Origin of the sequence: Nocardia sp. CC201C (assembly GCF_030010695.1) — a bacterium.
Lineage (GTDB): Bacteria > Actinomycetota > Actinomycetes > Mycobacteriales > Mycobacteriaceae > Nocardia > Nocardia otitidiscaviarum.
Genome location: NZ_JASCXP010000640.1, coordinates 1 through 2,638, shown reverse-complemented (window position 1 = coordinate 2,638; position 2,638 = coordinate 1). Strand labels below are relative to the sequence as shown.

Below are 2,638 nucleotides of genomic sequence, written 5' to 3'. Positions count from 1 at the left end.
GTGGATCGAACCTGATCGAGCAAAGTCTGCGGCATGCCCGGCGCACCTTCCCCGATGGCGGGACATGCCATCAGTGCGCCGGGGACCCGAACGTGCACTCATTTCACCACATTCACATGGGAATCGCCAGACTCACTGGGCACATGTGCACCATTGGCCCCAGGACAGACCGAGGGGACACAGCCGACAGAGCGGACTTCTCAGACGCCGATGCTGTTCAGCCGCGCGGCCACGTCGATGGTGCGGCGCGAGACGTCGGCAACCTCGCCGCGCACCACCGCCGCCACCTGGGCCGCCACCTGTTCGTCGATCTTGGCGAGGCGACCCAGCGTCCGCGCCCGCCAGCCCTCCGCGACCACCGCGAGCGCGATATCCCGCGCCGCCGGAGCCTCGGTGTCGATCACGATGAGCAGCGGGTCGGCCGCCCGCGCCACCAGTTCGAGCGGGACCTCCACCTCGGCGCGGTAGCGGTTGGCCTTGAGCACGTCGACGGTGATGTCCAGGGTCACCGGAATCGTCAGGTCGAAGGCCACCAGCCCATCGGTGCCGGAAGGGCTGCCGTCATGGAGACCGGTGCGCCCGGCGGCGCTGTCCGCGTCCGTACTCGACGCACTCGCACCGCCCGGGTCTACCCCGGCAGCACCCGCGTCGGCGCTGACAGCACCCGGGTTCACCCTGGCAGCACCCGCGTCGGAAGCCCCCGCGTCCTCACTGGCAGCACTCGCGTCCGCACCACCGGCAGTAGTGGCATCCGTGCTGGCCGCACCGGCGTCCGTGCTGGCAGCACTCGCGTCCACACCGGCAGCACCCGCATGCACGCTGGCGACGCCCGCGTCCACACCGGCAGCACCCGCATGCACGCTGGCGACGCCCGCGTCCGCACCGGCAGCACCGGCCGTACTGGCGGCGGTCGTCGCGCGGCCGGGCACCGCGTCATTCGTGGCGTCCCCGTGCGGCACCAGCCGCGGCATGCGTACGCTCCCCCGCACCGACACCTCGGCTGCATTGCGCGGCCCGGTGCGCAGCGGCCCGACCTCGATGGGTTTGCCCGCCAGCGATTCCACCACCTCGCGCACCCGCTGAGCGGTCACCACGCGCTGGAAGAACTGTCGCCCGAATTCGTCGTAGCCGATCCAGTCGAATTCCGCCTGTCCGCGATACTCCGATTGCCGGCCGTCGATGATGGCCTCGACATCGAATACCCGTCCGCGTCGCGATTCCGGATCGTCGAGCATGGCATTGAGCCGATTGGCGACCTCGCGCTGCACCATCCGGGAAATCGGGTCGAGCAGCAGTTCGAAGGCGGTGCCGATGGCCTGCGCCCGCATGACGAAGCTGACGTCGCGCCCGGTGACGGGCGGAATGTCGATCACGATGAGCAGTGGTCGCGCGGTGCGGGCGTGCAGGTCCAGGTCGATTTCGACGACCGCCTCGAGTCGTAGTCGCTGGCCGCCCAGCGTGATGTCCACCCGCAATTTCACCGGCACCATGACCTCGAAGTGCACATGCGGCCCGTGGCGGACGATATGTGGTTTGCCCACACTGCCTTTGGCGACGAATCGCGCGAGTCCGGCGGGTCCGACCGAGAACGGTCCGATGGTCATCCCCCGACCGGCCATACCGGAGACCGCCGCCTCGATTCGGGATTCCGTGACCGCCGCCTCGACGAATCGTTCACCGAATTCGGCGTAATCGATCCAGGTCGGTTGGTCGGATAACGGCATCCAGCTTCTTTCGTCGGGCGGAATCCCTGTCCTGCCGATGAGGGGGCAGCAGGACAGGGATCGTTCGGCGATGCTGCCGGGCACCGCCGGGCTCCATGGTAGGGCGTAATTCCCCCGTTACCTAGGGCACGCCCGCATGTTTTCCATCATGCGGGATGCCGTTGTTCACAGTCGGCCGTATCCGACCAGGCCGGAAAGCTCCGCGGGCCGATAGCGGTGGATGGTTATGCGCCCGAACTCATTACCCCCCACGGTGGTGATCATATCCCCGTCGGCGGCAATCACGAAGTTGGTGTGCTGACTGAACGGACTGGTCTCGCTGTAGAGCACCACATCACCGACCCCCGGTCGATATCCGGGCGATTCGAAGCGCCCCTGCTGCTGGTAGTACTCGGTGAGCGTGTAGACCCCGGGAATCCGCCACGATCCCGAGTTCGGATTGGTCAGGGGCCGTCCGGCCTCGCGCAGCACCCAGCTGACGAAATCGGCGCACCATGGCTCCTCGACGCCCTCGGAGTATTCGGTGCCGGCGGGCTGGCGCGCGAATTCGCCGCGCAACACCTCCACAATGCGTTTCTGGGTGTCGTCCAGCCCCGCCTGCTCGACCGCCGGGAAGTCGCGCAGCCGCTCCCCCGCTACCGCGGGCAGATGCCCCCGCTGCCACCAGCCGACCCCGACCACCGCCAGCACGGTCACCGCCGCGAGGGCCGCGACCGCCGCCACCCAGCGCGCACCCCGGCGACCGCGGCCCGCGGACTTCGCGACCGATCTCGCACCCACGCTCATATCGCTCCCCTCCCGGCGTTGTCAACGACCACCTTAGTTCGACGATCGTCGGGCGCATTCGGTTCCACACCGCCCCGCAGCGGCGTCCTGCGTCGTCTCGCAGCGCCGCCCCGGGTTCCCGCGCGTTA

General features: G+C 68.7%; 2 protein-coding genes. Both read right to left on the bottom strand.

Annotated features, from left to right (window positions below):
* Positions 1–200: 200 nt before the first annotated feature.
* A complete protein-coding gene (locus QK444_RS35355; protein ID WP_282786351.1) occupies positions 201–1,724 on the bottom strand; it encodes a hypothetical protein in 1,524 nt (507 codons plus the stop codon).
* A 165-nt stretch (positions 1,725–1,889) separates the two neighbouring features.
* On the bottom strand, positions 1,890–2,510 hold the full coding sequence (locus QK444_RS35350) for a CHAP domain-containing protein (protein ID WP_282786350.1): 621 nt from the start codon (positions 2,508–2,510) through the stop codon (positions 1,890–1,892).
* Positions 2,511–2,638: the final 128 nt, after the last annotated feature.

What these genes read in the sequence shown, in the direction of transcription:
- QK444_RS35355 (WP_282786351.1), bottom strand. Translation starts at nt 1,724, where the DNA reads ATGCCGTTATCCGACCAACCGACCTGGATCGATTACGCCGAATTCGGT.
- QK444_RS35350 (WP_282786350.1), bottom strand. Translation starts at nt 2,510, where the DNA reads ATGAGCGTGGGTGCGAGATCGGTCGCGAAGTCCGCGGGCCGCGGTCGC.